This window comes from Actinoallomurus sp. NPDC052274 (assembly GCF_040679475.1).
GTDB classification, from domain to species: Bacteria; Actinomycetota; Actinomycetes; order Streptosporangiales; family Streptosporangiaceae; genus Actinoallomurus; species Actinoallomurus liliacearum.
Genome location: NZ_JBFAUT010000022.1, coordinates 95340 through 119064 on the forward strand (window position 1 = coordinate 95340; position 23725 = coordinate 119064).

Consider the following 23725-nt stretch of genomic DNA (forward strand, 5'->3'; position numbering starts at 1 on the left):
GCGCAGGCCGGACTCCCCCGCCACCGCGGCGAACCCTCGGACAGGAAGAGAGGCAGCGCGCCCGGCCGTCACGCGAGACCCGGCGCGCGGACATGAGATGCACGACAACTCCATGACCAGGCGCGGCGCGTTGCTCACCGGAGCCGGCGCGGCCTTCGCCACCCTCGGTATGGCCGGCACCGCACGCGCGGCGGGCCGGAGCGTACGGCCCGCGGTGACCCTGACACCGGAGCAGCAGGCCGGGCAGCGGGTCATCTACTCCTACTCCGGCACGACCGTGCCGCAGCCCCTGCTGGACGCCATCGCGGCGGGCCAGGCGGCGGGCGTCATCTTCTTCGGCGACAACATCTCGAGCCTGAGCCAGATCGCCGCGGTCTGCGCCGACCTCCAGGAGGCCAACCGGTCCAGCCCCGTCACCGCGCCGCTGCTGCTGATGACCGACCAGGAGGGCGGCCAGGTACGCCGGTTGCCAGGCGGGCCGACGATGTCGGAGAAGCAGATCGGCCAGTCCGCCGACCCGGTGGCGGCCGCCACCGACGCCGGAGACCAGGCCGGCCGGCTCCTCGCCAGCGTGGGCATGAACGTCAACCTCGCCCCGGTGCTGGACGTGTACCGCACCGCCGGCGACTTCGAGGACCAGTACGGCCGGTCCTACAGCAAGGACCCCACGGTCTGCGGCCAGTGCGGCAGCGCGTTCATCCGGGCCCAGCAGGCGACCGGCGTCGCGGCGACCGCCAAGCACTTCCCCGGCCTGGGCGCCGCGAGCAAGACGCAGAACACCGACAACGCGCCGGTCACGCTGAACGTCTCGGCGTCGAACCTGCGGTCCATCGACGAGGCGCCGTACGGCCCGGCGATCAGCGCCGGCGTCGACCTCGTCATGCTGTCGTGGGCGATCTACCCGGCGCTGGACGCCAAACTGCCGGCCGGTCTGTCGCCGACCATCGTGCAGAACGAACTGCGCGGCCGGCTCTGCTTCACCGGCGTGACGATCACGGACGCCCTCGTCGCCGGCGCGCTGGCGAACTTCGGCACCACGGCGCAGCGGGCGGTCTCGGCCGCGAAGGCCGGCATGGACCTCCTGCTCGTCTGCGGGGAGGACCCGGGCTACGCCCAGAGCGCGGTCACCGGTCTCGCCAACGCCCTGCGCGGCGGGCAGCTCGGCCAGAGCGCGTTCGACGCCGCCCGTACCCGCGTCACGAACCTGCGGAACAGCCTGTCCTGACCCGGTGGGGCGGGGCGCCGCCCTGCACGCCGGCGCGTGAACGTCAGCGCCGGGCGTGTCCGGCGGGCGGATCCGCCGGACACGTCCCGGGCGGCCGGTCAGGCCTTCGCGACGTGGGCCAGTGGCTCGCCGCGCAGGTAGCGGGCGACGTCTTCGGCGAGGATGCGGGCGGCGTTCGCGGCGGTCTGGCGGCTGGCGCCGGCCAGGTGCGGGGTCAGCACGATGCCCGGCGTGGACAGCAGCCGTGACTCCGCCGGGATCGGCTCCTCCGGGAAGACGTCGAACCCGGCGCCGAACAGGTGGCCGCCCTCGATCGCGTCGCAGACGGCCTCGTAGTCGAGCAGGGCGCCGCGCGCGCAGTTGACGATGATGGCGCCGGGCCGCATCGCGGCGATCTGCGGCGCGCCGATCATCCCCTTGGTCTCCGGCGTGACGCGGGCGTGCAGCGTGACGACGTCCGCGCGGGACAGCAGTTCGTCCAGGGAGACCAGTTCGCCGACGGCGGTCTCGCTCAGGTACGGATCGTGGATGAGCACCCGCGCGCCCAGGGCGGCGAGCATCTGGGCGACCCGGTGGCCGACCGCGCCACCGCCCACGAGCCCCACCGTGCTACCGGCCAGCTCGATGCCGACCTCGTCGTACTGGTAGTAGTCGCTTCGCCACTGGCCGGCGGTCAGGTCGGCGTGGGTCTGCGGGATACGGCGGGCGGCGGCGAGGATCATGCCGAGCGTGTGTTCGGCGGTGGCGCCGGCGTTGCGGCCGGGCGCGTAGCAGACGGTCACTCCGTGCTCGGCCGCCGCCTCGAGGTTCGCGTTGACCGGTCCGCCGCGGCCGATGCCGATCAGCTTGAGGTTCGGGCACGCCTCGATGACCCGGCGGGTCAGCGGCGCCATCTGGGTGAGGCAGATCTCCGCGTCGCCCAGCGCCTCGATCATCTGGTCCTCGGTGCCGGACGCCTCGTCGACCTCGGCGACCCGGCCGAACGGCACCAGTGGCCAGTCCAGCGTGATCTCGGCGAACTCCAGTTCACCCGGGGCCTGTGCCCGTACGGCGTCGATGAGGAGTCGGTTGAGGACGAAGTGGTCTCCGGCCGCGAGCAGGCGGGTGGTCATGTGCCCTCCTTCGTCGGAGGGGTGACTCATAGGTGCTGTGCTTTCGATTCCCTCGCTCCGCTCGGTCATGTGGTCTCCTGGACGGCGTTGATTCTCTCGATGGGGGTGTTGAACTCCAGCAGGGCGGCCGCCTCGCGGCTGAGGCGGATCTCGGTCAGCGCGCAGTTGCGCACCGACGGGAAGATCCGCCGGTAGTCGCGGAGGGGCACCCCGATCAGCTCGCAGAGCGCGAGCCGGATGGCCGTGGTGTGCGCGACGACGAGAACCCGGTCGTCGGGGTGCCGGTCCACGAGGTCGTACAGGCAGCCGGTGAACCGGCGGACCGCCGCGGTCGGGTCCTCGCCACCGGGCAGGTGGTCGGCGACCGGGTCGGCGCGGAACGCCCGCAGCGCCTCGGGGAACCGCTCGTGCATCTCGGCGCGGGTCATCCCCTCGGCGTGCCCGAAGTCCAGTTCGCGCAGCCGCTCGTCGACGTTCAGCGGTACGCCGATGGCCTCGGCGCAGGCGGTGGCGGTCAGCTGGGCCCGGGTGAGGGTGGAGGTCCAGACGGCGACGAGCCCGGCGGTCCTGGCCCAGGCGGCGAGCTGCTGTGCCTGTTCCAGGCCGCGTTCGGTCAGGGCGATGTCACTGATGCCCGCGTAGCGGTTCTCCGCGTGCCACTCGGTCTCTCCATGGCGGACGAGGACGAATTGGGTCATTGTGACGTTCCTTCCTGAGTCGGCGCCGCTCGATCGGACGCCGCGCGGGCGCGTGCGTGCGCGGCCGTGGGCGCGGGCAGCCAGCCGCGTCGCTCCAGCTCGCCCACCAGACGCAGGTACCCGTCGTCGAACCGGTCGGCACGCGGACCCGGGTCGATCGTTTCGCGGACCGCGACCATCTCGGCCGCGACCTCGGCGACGCGGCGGCCCGGGGAGGCCGCCAGGATGGCGGCGCCGAGCGCGGCTTCGGGGTCGGCCGGGAGGATCACCGGCCGGCCGAGCACGTCGGCGCGGAGCCGGCACCAGTACGGGCTGCGCGAGCCGCCGCCGGTGAAGGTGATGTCGCCGCCGGTGGGCGCGCCCAGCAGGTCGAGGTGGTCGAAGCAGAGGCGTTCGAGGTAGGCGACGCCCTGCAGGATCGCGGCGTAGTCGTCGGCCTCATCGCCGGTGCTCCCGAGCAGGAAGCCGCGGGCGTCCGGCGCCGCGAACGGGAACCGCTCCCCCTCGGAGACCAGCGGGTACGCGAGGGCCCGCGCGGGCTCGTGCCGCTCCGCCAGCCGGTCCAGCTCGCGCAGGTCGCGGCCGGCGAAGTCGCGGGCGAGCACGCCGGCGCCGGTGCTCGACGCGCCGCCGGGCAGCCATTCGCCGTCCGGCGCCCGGTGCGAGTACACCGCGCCGTACGGATCGTGGACGAGCTCCTCGGAGACGCCCTTCAGTACGAGCGTGGTCCCCAGCACGCAGTTCCACGAGCCGACGGTCAACCGCCCCGCGCCGAGCTGCGCGGCGCAGCCGTCGGTCATCCCGGCGATGATCGGGGTGCCCTGCGGGATGCCGGTGGCCTCGGCCGCGGCCGCGCACACCACGCCGATCGGGGTGCCCGGCCGTACGAGCTCTGGGAGCGTGCCGGCGGGTATCCCGAGCGCGTCCATGACCTGCGCCGGCCAGGTCTCCTCGATCAGGTGCGCCCCGGTCTTGAGCGCGTTGCTCAGGTCGGCGGGGACGGCGTGGCCGGCCAGCCGCCGGTTGACGAAGTCGACCTGGTGGGCGAGGCGGACCGGCCCCTCGTGCCGGTCCAGGAGCCACAGCAGCTTCGGCAGCGCCCAGGCGGGCTGCATCCGCCGGTACCCCAGCTCCGCCCACACCGCGGCGCCGGCCTCGTCGGCCCGGCGGGCCTCCTCGGTCGCGCGCGTGTCGTCGTACATGAGACCGGGGGTCAGCGGCGCCCCGTCGTCGTCGGTCAGCAGGATCGTCCCGGAGGTGCCGTCGACGGCGACGGCCCGCACCGCGCCGGGCGGTACGTCACGCAGCGCCCGCCCGCAGGCCGCCGCGGTGGCCCGCCACCATTCCTCGGGGTCCTGCTCGTGGCGGCCCGCCTCGCGTCGTCCGGTCAGCGGCTCGGCGCCCGCCCCGGCGATCCGGCCGGTGGCCGTCACGGCGACGACCCGTACGCTCTGGGTGCCCAGGTCGACGCCCAGCCAGACCTCGTCGTGGCCGCTCACTCCGCCTCCCCGCGCAGGGTCGCGAGCGTCGGCCAGGCCGCCGCGGTGGCACCGCGAACCTCGAGGAACGCCTCGTACAGGCCGGCGTAGCGTACGGCGTTCTCCGGGTCCGGGGCGAAGACGTCGCCGGGCCGGATGTAGGCGTCGGCGGCCTCGCGTTCACCGGCGGCCCGGCCGGTGGCCACGGCGCCGACGATGAACGCGCCGCGCGCCCCCGCCTCGGCGTCCGCGGTCCGGACGACGGGGACGCCGGTCACGTCGGCCAGCATCCGCAGCCAGGCGGTGCTGGCCGCCCCGCCGCCGCTGACCCGCAGCTCCACGGGCCGGGCCCCGGAGGCGGTCAGGCAGTCGCGGATCACCAGGCACAGCCCTTCGAGGACGGCGCGGGCCAGGTGCTCCCGGTCATGGTCGATGGACAGCCCGAGGAAGGACCCCCGCGCGCGCGGGTCGAGGAACGGCGCCCGCTCCCCCGCCGGTGACAGGTACGGCAGGAAGACCAGGCCGCCCGCGCACGGCGGGCACTGCTCGGCGAGCAGCGACAGCGCGGCCGGGTCACCTCCGAGGCCCAGCATGCGGCAGGCCCAGTCGATCACCTGGCCGCCGGCGAGCGTCGGGAAGGCCCGCAGGTAGCGCTGGTCGAGCGCCACGGTGAGACCGGACGGATTCGTGTCGAGCAGCGGCTCGTCCAGCACGATCTCGGTGCACAGCGTCGTGCCCAGGATCGTGCACGCCTGACCGGCCTCGACCGCGCCGACACCGATCGCGGTGGACGCCACGTCGTACGGGGCGAGGACCACGGGCGTGCCCTCGGGCAGGCCCAGCTCCTGCGCGGCGGACGCGGTCAGGGGCGCGACGCGCCGGCCGTCGCCGCGCAGTTCCGGCAGCAGCGGCCGGGCCCACTCCATCCCGTACAGGGCGAGGAGCTCGTCGGAGTAGTCGCGCTCGCGGATGTCCATGAACGGCGCGGAACCGTCCGACAGGTCCGCGACCGGTTCCCCGGTGAGCCGCAGGAAGATCCAGCCGCCGCAGGTGAGCGAGGCGGCCGAGCGGGCGAGCCGGTCCGGGTCGTGCTCGCGGAGCCAGCTGAGGATCGCGTTGGGCAGGCCGGCGAAGGTCAGCGACCCGTTGCGGCGGAACGCCCGTTCCAGGACGCCCTCGCGCGCCCAGCGCTCGACGATCGCCCCGGCCCGGCCGTCGTTCCACAGGATCGCCGGGCCGGTCGGCGCCCCCGAGGCGTCGACCAGCCAGGACCCGTCGCCCTGCGCGGTCAGCGCCAGGTGGGTCACCGGGGTGTCGAGGCGTTCGAGCACCCGCCGCACGCCGCGTACGACCGCCTGCCAGACCTCGGCCGGGTCCTGCTCGGCGTGGCCGGGCGCCGGGTGCCGCACGGTGGTGTTCTGGCGTTCGACCGCCAGCTCCGCGCCGTCGTCGCCGTAGCCGACCGCCTTGATCATCGTGGTGCCCGCGTCGACGCAGACGACCGCCATGGTTACTTCCTTCCTCGTGTCGTCAGGTCCTCACGCGCGTCCGTGGGAGGCGCGCGAGCGCCGGGCCGCCGCGTCCAGCGCCACCGCGAGCAGCAGCACCGCCCCGGTGACCATGTAGCGGAAGGACGAGTTCAGGTCGAGCAGAGTGAGCCCGCTGGAGATGGACTGGATGACCACGATGCCCAGGAGCGCGGCGAACGCGTTGCCGCGCCCGCCGAACAGGCTGGTGCCGCCGATCACCGCGGCGGCGATGGCGTTGAGGTTGACGTCACCGCCGCCGGTGCTCTGGTTCGCCGCGGCGAGGCGGGCCGCGGCCAGCACGCCGCCGACCGCCGCGAGCGAGGTGCACAGGACGAACACCGAGGTGTAGACGCCCTTGACGTTGATGCCGGCCCGGCGGGCCGCCTCGACGTTGCCGCCCACCGCGTAGATCGACTTGCCGAACCTCGTGCGCGCCAGCAGGTAGTGCGTGGCCAGCACCAGCGCGAGGAACAGCACGAACATCCAGCCCACGCCCCGGGCGCGGTCGAGGTACCAGACCGCCAGCCCGAGGCCGGCCAGCAGCACGACGCTGCGCAGCACCAGCCCGCGCAGCGACGCCGCGGGCAGCCCGGCGCTGCGCCGTGCCCGCGCCCGCAGGTATCCGGCCGTGAACAGCCAGCCCGCCGCGACGACCGCCAGGGTGTAGGACAGCCAGGCGGGCAGGAAGTCGAGCTGGGCGAAGGTGACCAGACCGGAGTCGTACGGCAGGTTGATCGACCCCTTGCTGCCGAGCACCCACAGCTGCACGCCGAGAAAGCCGAGCAGGCCGGCGAGGGTGATGACGAAGCTGGGCACGCCGAGCCGGTTGAACACCAGCGCGTACAGCAGGCCGATGACGGCGGCGGACGCCACCGAGGCGGGTACGGCGAGCCAGGGCGACAACCCGTGATCGACGAACAGGATGGCGGTGAGGGCCGCCGCCAGCCCGCTCAGCGAGCCGACCGACAGGTCGATCTGGCCGACCAGCAGCATGAGCCCGACGCCGAGCGCGATGACGCCGACCGGCGCGCACTCGAGGGTGAGGTTGACCAGGTTGACGCTGGACAGGAAGACCGGGTTGAGGATCTGCATCACGGTCCAGATCACCACCAGGCCCGCCACGACCGGGATGACGCCGAGATCGCCGCCGCGGAGGCGCGCGACGACCGCGCGCAGCCCGGTGGGCTCCTCCGGCTCGTACTGCTCCTGCTCGGCGAGCGGCGGCGCGGTGCTCAGGTCACTCATGGTCGGCCCCTTCCTCGACGCCCGCCGACACGGTGCGGCGCGCCCGCCGCGCGCGCCGGGTCACCGCGTTGTCGGCGGCCCCGGTGATCGCGGTGACGATCTGCTCGGTGGTGGCCTCGACCGCGTCGAAGACCCCGTTGTTGCGGCCGAGGCGCAGCACGGCCACCGTGTCGGCGACCGAGAGCACGTCGTCCATGTTGTGGCTGATCATGATCACTCCGTGGCCGCGTTCACGCAGCCGGTCGATCAGGTTGAGGACCTCGGCGGTCTGGGCGACGCCGAGCGCCGCCGTGGGCTCATCGAGGATGACGATCTTCGGGTCGCCGAGCAGCGAACGCGCGATCGCCACGGTCTGCCGCTGGCCGCCCGACAGCGCGGCGACCGGGACCGACAGCTTCGGGATCTTCGCCGACAGCCGGCGGAGCAGCTCCCGCGAGCGGACCTCCATGGCGACGTCGTCCAGGCGCAGCCCGCGCAGCTCCCGGCCGAGGAAGAGGTTCTCGATCACGTTGAGGTTCTCGCAGAGCGCCAGGTCCTGGAAGACGGTGGCGATGCCGAGCTGCTGCGCCGCGGCCGGGCTCGGGATGGTGACCGGGCGCGAGTCGAACGTGATGGTTCCCGCGTCGGGCTGGTGGACCCCCGACAGCGTCTTGACCAGGGTGGACTTTCCGGCGCCGTTGTCGCCGACGATCGCGACGACCTCACCGGCCGAGACGTCGAGGTCGACGTCGGTGAGCGCGGCGACGGCACCGAAGGTCTTGCTGATGCCCCGCAGTGACAGCAGCGGGCTCGGTTGGGAGGGCGATGAGGACATGCTGATCCTTCGTCGATACGGCCGAAGCCGCCGGCGCCCGGTCCGGTGAGCCGGGGCCGGCGGACCGCTACTTGATCCCGAGTTTGGTGCAGGCCGCCGCGTACGTCGGGGTGCAGACGTCGGAGACCTTGAGGGCGCCGCCGGGGCCGAGCAGCACCTTGCCGATGTTCTCCTGGGTCACCACGGTCGGTGTGAACAGCTGGGACGGCGTGTTGAACAGCGTGGTCTGTCCCGCGGGCGGCTTGCCCTGCACGAACTTGTACGCCACGTCCGCCGCGGCCTCCGCCACGATCTTGATCGGCTTGGAGATGGTGTTGTACTGGTCGCCGGCGATGATCCGCTGCGCGGCGGCCAGCTCGGCGTCGTTCCCGGTCACCGGGGGCACCGCGGTGTCGCCGGCCGCCTTGAACGCCGCGATCGCCGCACCGCCGGTGCCGTCGTTGGCCGCGACGACGCCGGCGATCTGCCCGTTGAACTTGCTGATCTGGCCGCTCACCCAGTCCTGCGCCTTGGCCGGCTCCCAACCGGGCGTGTCGTACTCGGCGAGCAGCTTGAGCCCGCTGTTGTCGACGGCGCTGTGGATGCCCTTCTTGATCAGGCCGGCCGCTGCGTCCGTCGGCGAGCCGTTGACCTCGAGGATCCCGCCCCTGGCCTTCTCCTGCTTGAGGTGGTCGACCAGCGACTGGGCGATCAGCGCGCCGATCTTCTGGTTGTCGAACGACACGTAGTAGTCGGCCTTGATCGCCGGGATCGGCCGGTCGTAGGCGATCACCGCGACCTTCTGCGCCTGCGCGGTCCGGACGATCGAGGCGGCCGCCGCGGAGTCCACCGGGTCGATGACGATGGCCTTGACGCCCTGGGCCAGCACCGAGCTGGCCTGTTGCTGCTGCTTGGAGGCGTCGGCACCGGCGTTCTGGTACAGCACCGTGCACCCCGCGCACTGTTGCTTCATCTTGGCCTTGAACAGCGGCGCGTCGTACAGCTCGTACCGGGTCGAGGCGATGTCCGGCATGAGGAACGCGATCTTGGCCTTCTTGGCGTCGCCGGATCCACCAGAGCCGTTCTGCGAGCAGGCCGTGGCGGCGGTGAGCGCGGCGACGGCGGCCGTCGCCGCAGCGACCGTTCTGAGACGAAGCATTGTCACGTTCTCCTCCGATGGTTCGGGGGTCGAGGAGGCACGGCGGCCAGCGAGAACCGCCTCTCGAGTGACGAACGAAACACCCGAGAGCAGAACCATGTCAAGCTTCTGTGAGTTTTTAACACCAAATCGTGTTATCGAGTGTTACAAAACGTTGACCTCGCGTGCCTGGCGTCCCTGCCCCGGCCACCGGATCCGGCGTTCTTCGACCATCGCGGGGTGTATGTTACGTTCCGCGCGGAACATCACATCCAGGCTCATTCGGGGGAAGGGAACGCAGGTGGCAGAGGACGCGACGGGACCGGCCGCAAGCGACGCCGCAGGCGCGCGAGAGCGCCGGGAGAAGATCCGTCAGCGTGTCGTGGACGAAGGGTTCGTGCACGTCAAGAGCCTTGCCGAGGCGTTCGACGTGAGCGTGATGACCATCCACCGCGATCTGGACGAACTGCAGAGCAACGGCTGGCTGCGCAAGGTACGCGGCGGCGCCACGGCGCAGCCGTCCGCGATCTACCACGGCGACGTACGGCACCGCCTGCAGGCGATGGCCGAGGCCAAACGGCAGCTCGCCCAGGCCGCGATCGAGCTCGTCTCCCCCGGCTCTTCGATCATGATCGATGAGAGCACCACCGGCCTGGCCGTCGCGGAGCTGCTGCCGGCACTGGGACCGCTCACCGTGATCACCAACTTCCTGGCCGCGGTGAACCTGCTCGCCGGCAAGCCCGACATCGACCTGATCGCCCTCGGCGGCGCGTACTACCCGGCCTACGACGCCTTCCTCGGCCTGCGCACCAGCGAGACGATCCGGTCGCTGCACGCCGACCTGCTGTTCATGTCGACGACGGCGATCACCAACGGCCACTGCTACCACCAGTCGCAGGAGACGGTCGCGGTGAAACGGGCGCTGATGGACTCCGCCGACCGTCGCGTCCTGCTCGTCGACCACAGCAAGTTCGCCAAGAACGGCCTGCACCAGCTCGCCGCGCTGACCGCCTTCGACCTCGTCATCGTCGACTCCGATACACCGGCCGACCAGGTCGCGGCGCTGCGCACGCGCGGCGTCCCCCTGCACGTCGCCGGCTCCGGCTCGCCGACCCTGCCCTGAGACCGGGCGCCCCGTACCCGGCCTTTGCCGGGTGAGGTGACACTGCCCGGCGGGACTTGCTTAACTATGGGCGATCTTTTAGAGACCGTCGCGCCTCCGGAGTCGACGGCGGGGTCAGCGGAGGTGGCGATGCGGGTCGGACGGTGGATGGTCGTCGTCTGGCTGGTCATCGGGGGGCTCGCCGCCGGGCAGCGCCACTACTACTCCCACTTCGACGGGAGCTGCACCAAGTTCGCCACGATCGGCCTCACGATGATCTCCGGTCCGCTCAACTACATCGGGCTGAACCCGACCGCGAACTGCAAGGTCCCCCAGCCCAGCAGGTGACGGCCGCCCTCAGCCGCGCTGTTCCCCGGAGGCACGGGCGGCCCGGGAGCGATACGTCCGCAGCCTTCGCAGGATCCGTGACATCGCCTCGGCGCGCCGCTGACGGCGGTACTCGACGCGCCCGGCGATCCACAGAAAGAAGGCGGCCAGCGGCAGCTCACCGCAGAACGCCAGGACGAGCGCGAGCGTCAACTCGCCGCGGCTGTCGGCGGTCACCACGTCGAACCACGCGTCGACCAGCAGCAGGGTGCCCGTCATCGCCGCGCTCAGCTCGATGTGCTCCCGGCCCTTCTGCGCAAGCCAGCCGGTGCGCAGGAGCATCGCGCACAGCCCGAGGTCGAAGCCGATCCAGGACGCGTTGTAGTGGGCCGCCTCGTGGCTGGTGGGCAGGACGAAACTCAGTCCGGTGATCCACGGCAGCATGGCGACACCGGCGGCGATGATCAGCCAGCCGGCCCAGCGCGGCACCACTCGGGCCGGCCGGAGCTCACGGGTCAGCGTCGCCTCGAGCTCTTCGGTACGGGACGTCTCGGGAGGCTTGATGGCCTTGGCGGTCTCCGCGGCGTGCGTCAGGGCCAGGTCCGGGTCCGGGCCGTCCGGGGTCGAGGCCGGCGCGTCCGCGACCGGGTCAGGGACGGCCGCCGCCTGGCCTTCGTCGAATCGGGGGTCTTGGGCCATGCCCCCATGATCCGACTCTTCCGGGCCCTGCCGCACCGATACGGGCCGACGCGGCAGGAGTCACCGGAAGGCGATCGGATCTCAGGACAGGTCGCGCAGGTCGATGCGCCGGAAGGTGATGGTCTCGTTGGCGCCCGCGGTGCCGGTCTCGTAGAGCAGGCCGACCGTGCGGGCGTCGATCTGGACGAGGTCGGAGTAGGACGCCGGCAGCTGCGACAGCGTCAGCGCGGACCGCCAGGTGACCCCGCCGTCTCGGCTGGCGCGCACCGTCATCACCGCCCGCTTGCTCGGATCGGCCGGGCCGGCGAAGAGCAGCGGCGCCTTGCGCCCGCGCACCTGCAGGACGCTGCCCTCCACGACCGGTCCGGCGAGCGCCGGCTGCGGGCGGAACGGCTGCCGCAGCGTCCGGCCACCGTCCAGGCTGTAGGCGTCGGCCCGGTTTCCGGGCGCCGTGCCGTTCTGGTCGCGGGTGTTGAAGTAGACGCGCCCGTCCGGCAGCTCCGTGGCGGTCGTCTCGTTCACGTTCACCTGGCCGTCGGGCACGTCGTCGACGTAGCCGATGTGCCAGGTCCGGCCGTTGTCGTCGCTGTAGAGGTCGTGCCCGCCGTAGTACTTGGCCTCCGATCCGAGGTCGGAGGAGCCCGCGGGCGGTGCGATGGAGTGGTTCGCCGGAACGACGAGCCGCCCGCGGTGCGGGCCGTGGGTCAGCCGCGTCGCGTGACCGGGCCCCGTCGCGTACCAGCGCCAGTTCGGCAGCTTGGCCGCGGCGGTGATCTCCCGTGGCGCGGACCAGGTCGTGCCCTCGTCGTCGCTGTACTGCACGAACACGCGCCGGCTGTCCTCGGGCGGCACCTGTCCGCGCAGAATCTGCGTCTCCGTGGCGCTGCCGGCGTTGTAGGTGGTCAGCAGCACGATGCGGCCGCTCGCCGTGACGACGGGCGCGGGGTTGCCGGAGGTGTTCGGGCCGCTGTCCTGGACGACCCGCAGCGGCGACCACGTGCAGCCGCCGTCGGTCGACCGCTTCACGACGGTGTCGATGTTCCCGGCGTCACCGAGCCCGTCCGACCGGCCCTCGGCGAACGCCAGCAGGTCGCCCGACCTGGTCTCGACGACCGCGGGTATGCGGAACGCGCTGTACCCCTCGGTCTTCGCCGTGTACGGCACGGACACCTCGCACCGGCCGGCTGCGGCCTGAGCCGGCGCCACGCCGGTGGCCGTGGCCGCGACCAGAGCGGCGGCACCGGCGGCGAGCACCGTACCCCCGCGTTTCTGCAGACGCATGAGCATCCCCAATCCTGGAGGTAGGACGTCCGATGGTAGGACGTCCCATGTCGCGGAAAGCTAACGGGACCCGCCCGGGTCGTCAAGGGAGGTCTCGGCGCGTACCCGGCGCCATCGCCCGAACGACCTGCCCCGGTAGGCGGGTCGGCGACGATCGACGGGCTTCTACGCTGGCCGGGAGGAGGCGAATCCATGGCATCCATCCCGAGCAACCCCGAATCGGTGTTCACCTACGGCGCGCCACTGCTGAAGTTCGGCCCCGGCGCGTCCGCCGAAATCGGATTCGATCTGACCCAGTACGGCGCGCGCCGGGTCCTGCTCGTCACCGATCCGGGCGTCGCCGCCACCGGCGCCCCGCAGCGGATCGCGGACCAGATGAAGGCGTACGGGGTCGAGGCGCAGGTGTTCGACGGCGTGCACGTCGAACCCACCGACGCCGGTCTGCGCCAGGCCGTCGAGCGGGCCCGCGACTCCGGCCCCTGGGACGCCTACGTCGCGGTCGGCGGCGGATCCAGCATCGACACCGCGAAGGCGATCAACCTGCTGACGACCAACGACGGCGAACTGGCGGACTACCTCAACCCGCCGATCGGCGCCGGACGGGCTCCGGCCAGGCCGCTGCTGCCCCTGATCGCCGTTCCCACGACGACCGGTACCGGCGCCGAGAGCACGACGGTCTGCGTGCTCGACGTGCTCGAGCTGAAGGTCAAGACCGGGATCAGCCATCCCCGGCTGCGGCCCGCCCTCGCGGTGGTCGACCCCGATCTGACGATGACCCAGCCGGCGGGCGTCACCGCGTCGGCGGGCATGGACATCGTCTGTCACGCCCTGGAGAGCTACACGGCCAAGCCGTACACCTCCTTCGAGCGCAAGTCCCCCGAGCAGCGGGTGCCGTACTGCGGCGCCAACCCGGTCGCCGACATGTGGTCCGAACGCGCGCTGACCCTGATCGCCCGGTCGTTCCGGACCGCCGTACGGGACGGCGACGACGCCCGTGCCCGCGGCGACATGGCGCTGGCCGCGACGTTCGCCGGGCTCGGGTTCGGCAACGCCGGCGTTCACATCCCCCACGCCGGCGCCTATCCGATCGCCGGGCGGGTCCGGGAGTTCCGCCCCGCCGGTTACCCGGACGGACAACCGTTGGTCCCGCACGGCATGGCGGTGGCGCTGACGGCGCCGGAGGCGTTCCGGTTCACCTTCGAGTCCTGCCCGGAGCGGCACGTACGCGCGGCGGAGCTGCTCGCCCCGGAGATGGAGCGGCCCGCCGACGCGGCCGAGCACCTTCCGAGGGCGCTGCTGAGCCTCATGCGGGACATCGAGATGCCCGACGGGATCGGCGGGACCGGTTACACCGAGGCCGACGTTCCGGCCCTCGTCGAGGGAGCCGCGAAACAGCGCCGCCTGCTGGACATGGCGCCCCGGACGGTGACGGACGAGGACCTCGCGCAGATCTTCACCCGTTCCCTGAGCCTGTGGTGACGCGGGGAGGCTGCCAGCGCAGTACCGGCGCGAGGCCGCGGAGCATGACGGAGGCCGGGAGCAGTCGCATCAGGCGGTCGCGCAGCGCCCGGCCGGGCGCCGAGGTGGACTGCGCCAGGACGCCGATGCGGCGGGACCGTTCTGCGATCATCTGGGTACGCGGCCGGCGATCCCGGTCGTAGGCGGCCAGCGCCGCGGGAACCGTGGAGTGGGCGTCCAACAGCGGGGCCAGGGTGACGGCGTCCTCCAGAGCCTGGTTGGCTCCTTGGCCCAGGTTCGGGGTCATCGCGTGCGCGGCGTCGCCGAGCAGCGCGACCCGCCCTGTGGCGTAGGACCGCAGCGGCGGCAGTTCGTAGATGTCGTGGCGTTTCACCGCGTCCTCGGAGGCGGCCGCCAGCAGGGCCGGGATCGGGTCGTGCCAGTGCGCGAACCGGCGACGCAGCTCCGCGAGTTCCCCGTCGGCGCTGCGCTGCCCGGCGGGAACGCTCGCGACACCGAACAGATAGGCCCGCCCGCCCGGGAGCGGACTGATCCCGACGCGTTCGCCGCGTCCCCAGGTCTCGCCGCCGGCCGACAGCGGGCCGGTGTCGACCACCAGCCGCCAGGCGGTGTATCCCGCGTAGCGGGGCGCGGCGGCCTGTGGCCAGATCGACCGCCGCACGGTGCTGTTGATGCCGTCGGCGCCGACCAGCAGGTCGGCGTGGGACACGCCCTGAGTGTGCGCGACTCGCACCCGTGGCCCGTCGGTGTCGACGGCCGTCACCGTGGCTCCGGTGCGCAGCGCGGCGCCGGGGACGGCTCGACGCAGGATGTCCAGCAGGTCCGCCCGGTGGATCATCACCACCGGCCCGTAGCGACGCTCCAGCTCGGCGGTGTCGGTGCGCGACAGCCAGCGCCCCGAGACATCGCGGAAGCCGGCCTGGGTCTCGGGCAGCGCGTGCTCGCGCACTGAGGCTCCCACTCCCAGCGCCTCCAGCGCCCGTACGCCGTTGGGCCACAGCGACAGGCCGGCCCCCACCTCACCGAACTCGGCGGCCTGTTCCAGCACCTGCACCCGCCAGCCACGCCCGATCAGGGCCAAGGCCGCCGCGAGTCCACCGATTCCGCCACCGGCCACGATCGCGCCGCGCACCGCCGTGTTCGAGTCCGGCATCTCGTTCCCCATTCCCTCTCCTCTACGTCTGTAGTGGACGACGTGCACTCTACACTTGTAGAGACCGATGAACTCACGCGGAGCGAGACGTGACCGACACCACGACACGACGGCGGCAGATGGCGGACGCCGCGATCACGACCCTGGCCCGGGCGGGCATGCGCGGACTGACCCATCGCGCGGTCGACCAGACGGCCGACCTCCCGGAGGGATCCTGCTCGTACTACTTCCGCACACGTCAGGCACTGCTGCAGGCGACGGTCGAACGTCTCGTCGAAGTGGACACCGCCGACCTCGCCGCGCGGCCCGCGATCCTGGGGCAGAGCGCGGACCCGACCGAGATCGCCGAAGCCGCCGCCGGCGTCATCCGGTACTGGACGACCTCCGCGGGCGAACGCATGCGGGCCCGCTACGAACTCATGCTGGAGGCCGGCCGCCGGCCCGAACTCCAAGCCGCCCTGGACAGGGCCCGCGACCACTACCACCGGCTGGCGGAGAACACCCTCGCCGCCGCGGGCGCCACCGATCCGGCGACCCAGGCCCCCTTGTTCATCGCCTGCCTGGACGGACTGGTGTTCCGCCATTTGACCGGCGCGGACCGCCTCCCCACCTCACCCGAAACGCTGAATCAGACCCTTCTCGACCTGCTCCACGGCTTCACCCGCCGACCCGGCTCGGAGACGTGACGGTCGGCGCCGCTCTACCGGAAATTTAAATCAACCGATTGACTTACCGTCTTACGGGAGGTTCACTGGCGACATCAACCGACTCCGACAGAAGGGTCCACTGTGAGTCAGGTCGATGAGCAAAAGCCGCGCTATCCGCTGCCTCGTCCGACGGCCCTGGAGCCCCCGGTGGAATGGGCGACCTTGCGACGGGAGTGCCCGGTGGCGCGCGTCACGATGCCCAGCGGAGACGAGATGTCGCTGCTCACCCGGTATGCGGACGTCAAGCAGGTGCTGTCCGATCCGCGGTTCGGCCGTCGGCTCAACGCGCCCGGCGCCGCCCGGATCACCGACACCGAGTCCGGCGGACTCTTCAACAACGAGATGGCCAACACGCTCCCGCAGGGAGGGCAGGAGCACCTGAGATGGCGGCGTCTGGTGAGCCGGTGGTTCACCGCCAAGCGGATGACGGCGGCGCGACCGCGGATCGAGGCCATGGCCGGCCGGCTCGTCGACGCGATGGTGGAGGAGGGACAGCCGGCGGACCTCAAGGCGAGCCTGGCGTTCCCGCTGCCGGTGTGGGTGATCTGCGACCTCCTCGGTGTCCCCGAGTCGGACCGGGACCGATTCGCCCGCTGGTCGGACACCATGCTCAACCTGACCCGCTACACCGATGACCAGATGAAGGTCGCGCAAGCGGAGTTCAACGAGTACATGGCGGGCCACATCGCCGCCCGTCGGGCCGAGCCCGGCGATGACCTGCTCAGCCGGCTCATCGTCGCGACCGACGCCGAGGGCCGTGGGCTCACCGAGGCGGAACTGGTGGCCACCGGCCAGGGCCTGCTGGTCGCCGGGCACGAGACCACCGCGAACATGATCGCCAAGATGGTGGCCATGCTGCTCGCCGACCGGCGGCGCTGGGCGCGGCTGCTGGCCGACCGGTCCCTGATCCGTACCGCGGTCGAGGAGGCGCTGCGGTTCGACAGCGATCTCGGACTCGGCATGGTCCGCTACATCGACCAGGACGTCGAGATCGGCGACACGCTCGTCACCGACGGCACCACCGTCCTGTGCGACATGGCCGCGGCCAACCGGGACGAGACCGCCTTCGAGCGGGCCGACGAGATGGACCTGGCCCGCAGCCCGAACCCGCACCTGGCCTTCGGCAGCGGGGCGCACTCCTGCCTCGGGCAGGCGCTGGCCCGCACCGAGTTGCAGGTCGTGCTCGGCGTACTGCTCGACCGCCTGCCGTCCCTGGACCTCGCCGTCGAGGCCGAGAATCTCCAGCGAATCGAGGGGCTGGTCGTCGGCGGGCTGCGCGGCCTGCCGGTCCGATGGTGAGGAGCCGACCATGGCGGGCGGAACGGTACGGGCCGAACGGGTGCACGCGACGCGCGAGGCGATCCTGGCCGCGGCGGAGCGGCTGTTCGCCGAGCACGGGCTGATCGCCGTGTCCAACCGCCAGATCAGCGAGGCCGCCGGCCAGGGCAACACGGCCGCGGTCGGCTATCACTTCGGCACCAAGACCGAGCTGATCCGCGCGATCGTCCGCAGACACACCGACGACATCGAGCGGATCCGCGCCCGGATGGTGGCCGAGGCAGCCGGCTCCGCGAATGCCCGCGATTGGGTCGACTGCCTGGTACGTCCGAACATCGAGCATCTGGCCTCGCTGGGCAGCCCCAGTTGGTTCGCGCGGTTCGGCGCGCAGGTGATGACCGACCCCGAACTGCGCGCCGTCATGGCCGAGGACTCGCTCAGCCGGCCGATGCTGCGCCAGGCCGTGGACGGGCTGAACCGGTGCATTCCCGAACTGCCGCCCGAGGTGCGCGCCGAGCGCGACGAGATGATCCGCCAGCTGCTCGTGCACATGACCGCCGAACGCGAACGCGCACTCGCGGACGGCACGCCCACCGCCCGGTCGAGCTGGCAGGACGCGGCGACCGGGCTGACCGACGCGATCGTCGGGCTGCTGCTGGCCCCGGTCACGCCGGACCGCGACGACTCGAAGGAGAACGACGATGAGAGTGTCCGTTGACCAGGACAAATGCTGCAGCGCCGGTAACTGCGTCCTGCTCGCGCCGGAGGTGTTCGACCAGCGGGACGAGGACGGGATCGTCGTCCTGCTCGACGAGCGGCCCGCCGAGCGCCTGCACGCCGCGGTCCGCGAGGCCGCCGACATCTGCCCCGCCGGGGCGATCCGGCTGAACGAGTAGCGATGAGCGAGTAGCGACGAGCGAGCGCCCAGAGAACCGGAAGGGAGAAGCGATGACCAGCGCATTGCAGCAGTCCGGCGCGGAATCGGCCGAGATCCCGGAGTACCCGATGGCCCGGGCGGCGGGCTGCCCGTTCGATCCGCCCCCGGACCTGATGGCCCAGCAGCGGCGGAGCCCGCTGACCAGGGTCCGGTTGGAGGACGGCAGCACCTCGTGGCTGGTGACCCGCTACGCCGACCAGCGGACGCTGCTGGCCGACCCGCGGCTCAGCTCCGACGCCGAACGTCCGGGCTATCCGCGATCGGCGCCGATCCAACCGGGCGGCCCGAAGATCGGCTTCATCCTGATGGACGACCCCGAGCACGCCCGCCTGCGCCGGATGGTCACCGCCCCCTTCGCCATCAAGCGGGTCGAGGCCATGCGCCCGATGGTGCAGAGGATCGTGGACGACCTGATCGACGAGATGCTGGCCGGCCCGAAGCCGGTGGACCTGGTGGAGGCGTTCGCCCTGCCCGTGCCCTCCCTGGTCATCTGCCGGCTGCTCGGCGTACCGTACGCCGACCACGACTTCTTCCAGGCCAACAGCAAGACCATCATCAAGCGGACCGCGACGCCCGAGGATCGGGCGGCGGCGAGCGAGAACCTCCGCGACTACCTGGACCGCCTGGTGGGCGAGAAGCTCGACGACCCCGGCGACGACCTGCTGTCCCGGCTGACCGAGCGGATCAAGTCCGGCGAGCTGGCCCGGCAGGACGCCGCGGCGATCGGCGTGCTCCTGCTGATCGCCGGGCACGAGACCACCGCGAACATGATCGCCCTGGGCACCCTCGCGCTGCTGGAGCACCCCGACCAGCTCGCCCTGCTCCGCGACACCGACGACCCGAAGCTCGTCGCCTCGGCGGTCGAGGAACTGCTGCGCTACCTCCACATCACGCACAACGGACGGCGTCGGGTCGCGCTGGAGGACATCGAGATCGCCGGGCGGACCATCCGCGCCGGTGAGGGCGTCATCCTGCCCAACGACATCGGCAACCGCGACCCCGACGCCTTCGAGGACCCCGACCGGCTGGACCTCCGGCGTGGGGCGCGCCACCACGTCGCGTTCGGCTTCGGCGTGCACCAGTGCCTCGGCCAGCCGCTGGCGCGGATGGAGCTGCAGGTCGTCTGCAACACCCTCTACAAGCGCATCCCGACTCTTCGGCTCGCCGCCGACCTGCGGCAGATCCCGTTCAAGCACGACGGATCCGTCTACGGCGTCTACGAACTCCCTGTCACCTGGTGATCCACAAGCGTGATCGACTACCTGGCGGGTCCGATCATCGGGACCACTGAGGAGGAGCGGGCCAAGCACCTGGAAGGTGCCCGAGAACTCGGCCTCAGCATGCTTCCGTCCGTGGAGCGCACGACGCCGTCCAGTACCCGGATTCGGTCGGCATCGGCCGGCGCTACTGACGCGGTCCGGCTCACGGGAAGTGTCGTCATCGGACTCGTGATCCCCGGGTTCGGGGTTCAAGTCCCTGGCGGCGCAGCCGTTCTGACCTGGGCGTTCTCGGTTCCACCGGGAGCGCCCAGGGTCTGTTTTATGGTGATTCGGCGACGGTGGTGGCGCCCTTCGCCGACGGTCAGAAGTAGGTGGCGAGCACGTCCCGGACGATATAGGCGTCATCGACAAGATGGATCGCACGCCATTTGTCGAACGTGGTGCACGGGTGCCCTGGTGAGAGCGCAATCCGGTCGCCGACGCGTAGGTTGTGACCGTCGGGAACGTCGATGACCGCGTGCTGGTCGTAGACGGCCACGATCGTGTGGTGGGCCGTGTCGAGGCGGTCCGGCACGCTCGTTCCGCGCCGGGCGTGCTTGATGACCGCGGGCCGCACCGCGTCTTCGCCGAAGTCGCGACGGCCGGCGGACACGACCACCCGGCCAGGCTCGGGGGTCGACAGCACGCTGCTCCATATTTCGAGGGCGGGTTCGAACGAGAGGTCCGCACGTCTGGCGAGCGGGTCGCGTCGCAGCAGGTCGGTGACGAATCGGGAGTAAAAGCCGTCGTCGTGGGCGAGATAGCAGCCGCAGCGGAGCACGATGCGCGACGGCCGGCTCAACGGCAGGTCGGCCAGCATCGCGACGACGCGGTCGTAGAAGGCGCTGCCGCCGGCGCTGAGCAGGACCCGTTCAGCGCCGGCGAAGAGGCCGGCGCCGTCACAACCGGTGGCCACGGCTCCGAGGAACGACAGGTAGTCGCTGATCAGCTGTTCGCCTCGCTCCGATGTCTGCAGGATGCCTTCGTATCCGGCGACTCCGGCCAGGCGCAGGTGCGGCGCCGCGGCGACGACGGCGCGGCCCACTGTGACGGCGTCGTCGACCGTACGGACTCCGCAACGGCCCCGATCGATCCCGGCCTCGACGAAGACCTGGATCGGGCGGGCGGTCGAGTGCCGCGTGGCCCTCTCGGCGAGCGTGGCGACGCCGTCCACGGAGTCGGCGAAGCAGTAGAAGTCGAAATCCGGGTCGCGTGCCAGCTCGTCGAGCACGTAGTCGATCTCAGCAGGTTCGACGAGTTGGTTGGCCAGCACGATTCTGCTGACTGCGGCGCTACGGGCGACGCGGACCTGATGGTGATTGGCCAGGCTCAGCCCCCAGGATCCCGTCTCCAACTGCCGGTGAAACAGTTGCGGGATCATTGTGGTCTTGCCGTGTGGTGCGAGAAGCACGTCGTGGCCGGCCTCCCGCACGAACCTGGCCATCGCGTCGCTGTTCTTCGCCAGAGCCGCTTCCCGCAGGACGCACAGAGGTAGCGGTAGGTCCCCGTCGAGAACGTTGACCCCCCGCGCGGCGAACTCCGCGGCGGTCAGGCCGGCGGCCCAGTGAGGACTGCCCTTGGTGTCGGCCGGGATGCGCCAGTCGTTCGTATACGTCATCACTTTTCCGTCGAGATTCCGGCGGCGAATTCGAGAATTGCCGCTGCGGTGCGAGCCGGGGCTTCTCTCGGTACGAAGTGACCGACACCGTCGAGGAGGCGGCGCTGGTATCCGTTGACGAAGTGGGCCTCTTTGCCTTCCGTGGTGTGCGGGAGGTTGTCGGCATCGTCATTCCCGTGCAGAACGAGTGTGGGCACTTTGACCGACGGGACGCAGGAGAGCCGGTTCTCGAGTTCGTCGTATTCCGGAGCTCCTGGAGCCTCTCCCCAGCGTTGCAGGTAGGCATGTACGGTGATGTTCGGCCAGTCCTCGTTGTCCCAGGCTTTCGATGCGGTCTCGAATTCGGCGTCATCGAAATGCCAGCCCGGCGACCACGACTGCCACAGGTAACGGCAGATATCGCCGCGGTCCTCCTCGAAGGCCCGCCGTCCGCGCTCTGTCTTGACGAACCACTCGTACCAGTAGGCGTGCGCGAGTTCATAGGAGATCCGCTGGCGCGGGCCGCTGCTGCCGTATCCGGCGGAGATCGCGACGAGCCCCCGCAGCAGGTGCGCGTACAGCGCACCCACCACGTAGCCGGCACGGGCACCCCAGTCGTGTCCGACGACGATCGGGCGCTGAACGCCGACCGCGTCCAGGAACTCGGCGAGGTCATGGCCCAACGCGGCGATCTGGCCGCTGCGCGGGGTGTCCTCCGACCGGAACCGCGTCCTGCCGTGACCACGCAGATGGGGCGCGATGACGCGATGGGTTCTGGTGAGATGGGGTACGACCTGTTCCCAGCAGTGAACATCGTCGGGCCACCCGTGGACCAGGACGATGGCGGGGTCGGACGGATCGCCCCATTCCTCGTAGGCGATGTGCAGGTACGTGGTTCGTACGGTTGGCATTACGCGGCTCCAATCTGCCGGCTCGGTGATTCGGTCATTCGGTTACAGCGCTGGTCCGTGTTCGGACGGCTCGACGGCTCGTTCGTCCGTGCCGGTGTCGGCCAACGGCATCGACGCGGTCGGCAGCCGCAGCCGGACCGCCAGGACGTAGACCACGAAGCTGAGGGCGAATATCGCGAGAAACGAAAATCCGAAGGGGATGACGGACCGGCCGCCGAAGGTGCTCAGCGCGCTGATCACTGCGAGCCCGCCCAGCCACGGAATGATCCACGCCGCGGCCTTCCAGTGAACGTCGCTTTCTGTAGTGCGCTGCGTTAGCCGCTGTACGGCGAATATCACGATGCCGACGGCGATCGCCACCAGAAGCTTCTCGATCGTCTGCCAGCCGGTCCACACCACGATCAGATTGCCCGCGTAGAAGGCGACGAACGGGACCAGGTCACCGTGGCTGGTGCGGAATCCCCGTACGTGGTCGGGTAGCTGGCGGCGTAGGGCGGCGTGCGCCAATGGACCGGTGCCGTACGACAGGACGGCCGCAGAGGTGATGAAGCCGACGAACGTCTGCCAGCCGGGGAACGGCAGGAAAAGCACGAACCCCACGCCGGAGCCGACCAGCACGCTGACCCAGGGCACGCCTCGGCCGCTGACGCGCCCCAGGACCGCCGGGATCGTGCTGTTGCGCGCCATTCCGTAGGAGATCCGCGAGGTCATCACCGACCAGTTCAGGCCGCAGTCCAGAGGGGAGATGACCGCGTCCACGTAGAGCAGCGCCGCCACCCAGCCCAGGCCGAGCATCGTCGCCACGCCCGCAAGCGGCCCGAAGTCGTTGGCGAACGCCACGTGTCCCCAGCCGTTCCGCAGCGCGCCGGCCGGCACGGCGCCGAGGAACGCGAGTTCGATGAGGCAGTAGAGCACTGTCGTGATCAGGAGACCCAGCAGAATCGCGCGAGGGATGTTCCGGCCGGGCCTCCGCACTTCGCCGGACAGCGCTACCGGCTGCTGGAAGCCGGTGAAGGAGAACGCCACGCCGCCGGTGGCCACGGCGCTGAGGATCCCGCCGGCCCCGTGTGGCGCGAACCCGCCGAAGTCGGTGAGCTTGTCGGCACCGAACCCCACGGCCAGGAACGCGATCAGCATGGACACCATCACGAACAGCTTGAACGCCATGATCGCGTTGTTGGCCCGCGCGAAGGCGCGAACGCCCCACAGGTTGATCACCGTGAAGGAGACCATCAGCAGCGCGGCCACCGCGTAGCCCTGCGCCGTGAGAACCTGCACTCCGTCGCTGACATGGGTGAGCGCCGGCAGGTAGTTGCTCGCGTACTGCAGCGCCGCCTCCACCTCGATCGCCGGAAACGTCACGGCGCCCAGGTAGACGATCCAGCCCACGATGTAGCTGGCCGCCGGGCCGAACGCATAGTGCGGGAAGCGGACGACACCGCCCGAAACCGGGAACAGCGCCCCCAGTTCGGAGTAGACCAGGCCGAACAGCATGAACATGCCGCCGCCGATCAGCCAGGCGATGATCGCCGATGGACCGGCCAGCCGCGCCGCGTACAGCGGTCCGAACAGCCATCCGGAACCGATCATCGAGGCCAGCGTGGCTAGCAGAAGACCGCCCAGGCCGATGTGCCGTTTAAGTCCTATGCCCGCCTCCGACGACCGCGGAATGCCGGGGGCGACCGTCATCTTGGGGCCTGGACGCGGATGGATCGGCGAGTTCTGGGCCATGGTCGGCCTCCTTCTCGACACGGCTTTCTCAAGGCGCCGACCGGCC

Annotated in this window: 22 protein-coding genes; 9 read left to right on the forward strand and 13 right to left on the reverse strand. The window is 71.2% G+C overall.

Annotated elements, in window-relative coordinates; all coding sequences use genetic code 11:
• Positions 1-97: 97 nt before the first annotated feature.
• Entirely contained in the window at positions 98-1225 is a 1128-nt protein-coding gene (locus tag AB0K82_RS20400) for a glycoside hydrolase family 3 N-terminal domain-containing protein (protein ID WP_364398945.1), read from the forward strand.
• A gap of 98 nt (positions 1226-1323) precedes the next feature.
• Here the strand turns inward: AB0K82_RS20400 and AB0K82_RS20405 are convergent, their stop codons facing one another.
• From AB0K82_RS20405 to AB0K82_RS20435, 7 genes are all read right to left on the reverse strand, one after another.
• Positions 1324-2337 (reverse strand): 2-hydroxyacid dehydrogenase, encoded by a 1014-nt coding sequence (locus tag AB0K82_RS20405; RefSeq protein WP_364398947.1) that lies wholly within the window; start codon positions 2335-2337, stop codon positions 1324-1326.
• Between the two features lie 65 nt (positions 2338-2402).
• Positions 2403-3035, reverse strand: coding sequence for a histidine phosphatase family protein (locus tag AB0K82_RS20410; RefSeq protein WP_364398948.1), 633 nt, complete (start codon positions 3033-3035; stop codon positions 2403-2405).
• The gene (locus AB0K82_RS20415) at positions 3032-4534 is read right to left on the reverse strand and encodes an FGGY family carbohydrate kinase (protein ID WP_364398950.1); all 1503 of its coding nucleotides are present in this window, start codon (positions 4532-4534) and stop codon (positions 3032-3034) included. Before AB0K82_RS20415 ends, AB0K82_RS20410 begins: the two co-directional genes overlap by 4 nt.
• Positions 4531-6021 (reverse strand): FGGY-family carbohydrate kinase, encoded by a 1491-nt coding sequence (locus AB0K82_RS20420; RefSeq protein WP_364398951.1) that lies wholly within the window; start codon positions 6019-6021, stop codon positions 4531-4533. The genes AB0K82_RS20415 and AB0K82_RS20420 overlap by 4 nt, the downstream gene beginning before the upstream one ends.
• 30 nt (positions 6022-6051) lie before the next feature.
• Positions 6052-7287: a sugar ABC transporter permease gene (locus tag AB0K82_RS20425; RefSeq protein WP_364398953.1), complete on the reverse strand. Its 1236-nt coding sequence runs from the start codon at positions 7285-7287 to the stop codon at positions 6052-6054.
• A complete protein-coding gene (locus tag AB0K82_RS20430; protein ID WP_364398955.1) occupies positions 7280-8101 on the reverse strand; it encodes an ATP-binding cassette domain-containing protein in 822 nt (273 codons plus the stop codon). The genes AB0K82_RS20425 and AB0K82_RS20430 overlap by 8 nt, the downstream gene beginning before the upstream one ends.
• Before the next feature lie 67 nt (positions 8102-8168).
• Positions 8169-9239, reverse strand: coding sequence for a substrate-binding domain-containing protein (locus AB0K82_RS20435; RefSeq protein ID WP_364398957.1), 1071 nt, complete (start codon positions 9237-9239; stop codon positions 8169-8171).
• A 280-nt stretch (positions 9240-9519) separates the two neighbouring features.
• Here AB0K82_RS20435 and AB0K82_RS20440 point away from each other — a divergent pair, with 280 nt between their 5' ends.
• Both AB0K82_RS20440 and AB0K82_RS20445 read left to right on the forward strand, forming a co-directional pair.
• Positions 9520-10341, forward strand: coding sequence for a DeoR/GlpR family DNA-binding transcription regulator (locus AB0K82_RS20440; protein ID WP_364398959.1), 822 nt, complete (start codon positions 9520-9522; stop codon positions 10339-10341).
• Between the two features lie 129 nt (positions 10342-10470).
• Positions 10471-10668, forward strand: a complete 198-nt coding sequence (locus tag AB0K82_RS20445; RefSeq protein ID WP_364398961.1) for a hypothetical protein — start codon at positions 10471-10473, stop codon at positions 10666-10668.
• A 9-nt stretch (positions 10669-10677) separates the two neighbouring features.
• On the opposite strand, the gene AB0K82_RS20450 is transcribed toward AB0K82_RS20445, so the two are convergent.
• On the reverse strand, positions 10678-11346 hold the full coding sequence (locus AB0K82_RS20450) for a hypothetical protein (RefSeq protein WP_364398963.1): 669 nt from the start codon (positions 11344-11346) through the stop codon (positions 10678-10680).
• Between the two features lie 81 nt (positions 11347-11427).
• The gene (locus AB0K82_RS20455; protein ID WP_364398965.1) at positions 11428-12633 is read right to left on the reverse strand and encodes a sialidase family protein; all 1206 of its coding nucleotides are present in this window, start codon (positions 12631-12633) and stop codon (positions 11428-11430) included.
• 186 nt (positions 12634-12819) lie between these two features.
• Here AB0K82_RS20455 and AB0K82_RS20460 point away from each other — a divergent pair, with 186 nt between their 5' ends.
• Positions 12820-14106: a hydroxyacid-oxoacid transhydrogenase gene (locus AB0K82_RS20460; protein ID WP_364398967.1), complete on the forward strand. Its 1287-nt coding sequence runs from the start codon at positions 12820-12822 to the stop codon at positions 14104-14106.
• On the opposite strand, the gene AB0K82_RS20465 is transcribed toward AB0K82_RS20460, so the two are convergent.
• Positions 14081-15271, reverse strand: a complete 1191-nt coding sequence (locus AB0K82_RS20465; RefSeq protein WP_364398969.1) for an FAD-dependent monooxygenase — start codon at positions 15269-15271, stop codon at positions 14081-14083. The two genes, AB0K82_RS20460 and AB0K82_RS20465, sit on opposite strands and share 26 nt — an antisense overlap.
• 77 nt (positions 15272-15348) lie before the next feature.
• On the opposite strand from AB0K82_RS20465, the gene AB0K82_RS20470 reads away from it, so the two are divergent.
• From AB0K82_RS20470 to AB0K82_RS20490, 5 genes are all read left to right on the forward strand, one after another.
• Positions 15349-15945: a hypothetical protein gene (locus AB0K82_RS20470; RefSeq protein ID WP_364398970.1), complete on the forward strand. Its 597-nt coding sequence runs from the start codon at positions 15349-15351 to the stop codon at positions 15943-15945.
• Positions 15946-16113: 168 nt separating this feature from the next.
• Positions 16114-17265 (forward strand): cytochrome P450, encoded by a 1152-nt coding sequence (locus AB0K82_RS20475; RefSeq protein ID WP_364398972.1) that lies wholly within the window; start codon positions 16114-16116, stop codon positions 17263-17265.
• 10 nt (positions 17266-17275) lie between these two features.
• Entirely contained in the window at positions 17276-17962 is a 687-nt protein-coding gene (locus AB0K82_RS20480; protein ID WP_364398973.1) for a TetR/AcrR family transcriptional regulator, read from the forward strand.
• Positions 17946-18140, forward strand: coding sequence for a ferredoxin (locus AB0K82_RS20485; RefSeq protein WP_364398974.1), 195 nt, complete (start codon positions 17946-17948; stop codon positions 18138-18140). The genes AB0K82_RS20480 and AB0K82_RS20485 overlap by 17 nt, the downstream gene beginning before the upstream one ends.
• Before the next feature lie 52 nt (positions 18141-18192).
• On the forward strand, positions 18193-19422 hold the full coding sequence (locus tag AB0K82_RS20490) for a cytochrome P450 (RefSeq protein WP_364398975.1): 1230 nt from the start codon (positions 18193-18195) through the stop codon (positions 19420-19422).
• A gap of 340 nt (positions 19423-19762) precedes the next feature.
• On the opposite strand, the gene AB0K82_RS20495 is transcribed toward AB0K82_RS20490, so the two are convergent.
• From AB0K82_RS20495 to AB0K82_RS20505, 3 genes are read right to left on the reverse strand one after another with little or no spacing between them, the layout of a single operon-like run.
• On the reverse strand, positions 19763-21058 hold the full coding sequence (locus AB0K82_RS20495; RefSeq protein WP_364398977.1) for a hypothetical protein: 1296 nt from the start codon (positions 21056-21058) through the stop codon (positions 19763-19765).
• Complete coding sequence (locus AB0K82_RS20500; protein ID WP_364398979.1) at positions 21058-21948, reverse strand: alpha/beta hydrolase; 891 nt, start codon at positions 21946-21948, stop codon at positions 21058-21060. The genes AB0K82_RS20495 and AB0K82_RS20500 overlap by 1 nt, the downstream gene beginning before the upstream one ends.
• 42 nt (positions 21949-21990) lie before the next feature.
• Positions 21991-23679, reverse strand: coding sequence for an APC family permease (locus tag AB0K82_RS20505; RefSeq protein WP_364398980.1), 1689 nt, complete (start codon positions 23677-23679; stop codon positions 21991-21993).
• Positions 23680-23725: the final 46 nt, after the last annotated feature.

Excerpts from the sequence above, each read along its gene's own strand:
- AB0K82_RS20400 (WP_364398945.1), top strand. The coding sequence starts at position 98 with ATGCACGACAACTCCATGACCAGGCGCGGCGCGTTGCTCACCGGAGCC.
- AB0K82_RS20405 (WP_364398947.1), bottom strand. The coding sequence starts at position 2,337 with ATGACCACCCGCCTGCTCGCGGCCGGAGACCACTTCGTCCTCAACCGA.
- AB0K82_RS20410 (WP_364398948.1), bottom strand. The coding sequence starts at position 3,035 with ATGACCCAATTCGTCCTCGTCCGCCATGGAGAGACCGAGTGGCACGCG.
- AB0K82_RS20420 (WP_364398951.1), bottom strand. The coding sequence starts at position 6,021 with ATGGCGGTCGTCTGCGTCGACGCGGGCACCACGATGATCAAGGCGGTC.
- AB0K82_RS20425 (WP_364398953.1), bottom strand. The coding sequence starts at position 7,287 with ATGAGTGACCTGAGCACCGCGCCGCCGCTCGCCGAGCAGGAGCAGTAC.
- AB0K82_RS20430 (WP_364398955.1), bottom strand. The coding sequence starts at position 8,101 with ATGTCCTCATCGCCCTCCCAACCGAGCCCGCTGCTGTCACTGCGGGGC.
- AB0K82_RS20435 (WP_364398957.1), bottom strand. The coding sequence starts at position 9,239 with ATGCTTCGTCTCAGAACGGTCGCTGCGGCGACGGCCGCCGTCGCCGCG.
- AB0K82_RS20445 (WP_364398961.1), top strand. The coding sequence starts at position 10,471 with ATGCGGGTCGGACGGTGGATGGTCGTCGTCTGGCTGGTCATCGGGGGG.
- AB0K82_RS20450 (WP_364398963.1), bottom strand. The coding sequence starts at position 11,346 with ATGGCCCAAGACCCCCGATTCGACGAAGGCCAGGCGGCGGCCGTCCCT.
- AB0K82_RS20455 (WP_364398965.1), bottom strand. The coding sequence starts at position 12,633 with ATGCTCATGCGTCTGCAGAAACGCGGGGGTACGGTGCTCGCCGCCGGT.
- AB0K82_RS20460 (WP_364398967.1), top strand. The coding sequence starts at position 12,820 with ATGGCATCCATCCCGAGCAACCCCGAATCGGTGTTCACCTACGGCGCG.
- AB0K82_RS20465 (WP_364398969.1), bottom strand. The coding sequence starts at position 15,271 with ATGGGGAACGAGATGCCGGACTCGAACACGGCGGTGCGCGGCGCGATC.
- AB0K82_RS20480 (WP_364398973.1), top strand. The coding sequence starts at position 17,276 with ATGGCGGGCGGAACGGTACGGGCCGAACGGGTGCACGCGACGCGCGAG.
- AB0K82_RS20485 (WP_364398974.1), top strand. The coding sequence starts at position 17,946 with ATGAGAGTGTCCGTTGACCAGGACAAATGCTGCAGCGCCGGTAACTGC.
- AB0K82_RS20490 (WP_364398975.1), top strand. The coding sequence starts at position 18,193 with ATGACCAGCGCATTGCAGCAGTCCGGCGCGGAATCGGCCGAGATCCCG.
- AB0K82_RS20495 (WP_364398977.1), bottom strand. The coding sequence starts at position 21,058 with ATGACGTATACGAACGACTGGCGCATCCCGGCCGACACCAAGGGCAGT.
- AB0K82_RS20500 (WP_364398979.1), bottom strand. The coding sequence starts at position 21,948 with ATGCCAACCGTACGAACCACGTACCTGCACATCGCCTACGAGGAATGG.
- AB0K82_RS20505 (WP_364398980.1), bottom strand. The coding sequence starts at position 23,679 with ATGGCCCAGAACTCGCCGATCCATCCGCGTCCAGGCCCCAAGATGACG.